The following is a 241-nucleotide window of genomic DNA, read 5'->3' as shown; positions in this document are numbered from 1 at the left end:
TCGTCGTCGTCGTCCGTCCACGCCGGGATCGGCGGCCCGTACAGGCAGTCCGCGCACTCGTCCACGCCGGTCGCCGTCGTCCCGGGCACGAGCAGCACCCCGCACCCGGTACACGTCTGCGCGCTGACGCCCGCCGGTCGGTCCTGGTCCTCGTCCACGTCGGTCCTCCCCCTCATGTCGGTCACGGCGATGATCCTCCCGGTCGGACCCCGCCGGTAGAGGACCGCCCGTGGCCCGACCG

Annotated in this window: 1 protein-coding gene; it reads right to left on the bottom strand. The window is 74.3% G+C overall.

What is annotated here, in order from left to right:
* Nucleotides 1-185, bottom strand: a 185-nt coding sequence (locus tag G6R25_RS24835) for a hypothetical protein (protein ID WP_163554730.1), incomplete at its 3' end; no start/stop codon positions are given.
* Between the last annotated feature and the right edge of the window lie 56 nt (nucleotides 186-241).

Origin of the sequence: Candidatus Frankia alpina (genome assembly GCF_902806485.1) — a bacterium.
GTDB classification, from domain to species: Bacteria; Actinomycetota; Actinomycetes; order Frankiales; family Frankiaceae; genus Frankia; species Frankia alpina.
Note: the sequence above shows the minus strand (reverse complement) of the source record. Positions and strands in the feature narration are given on the sequence as shown.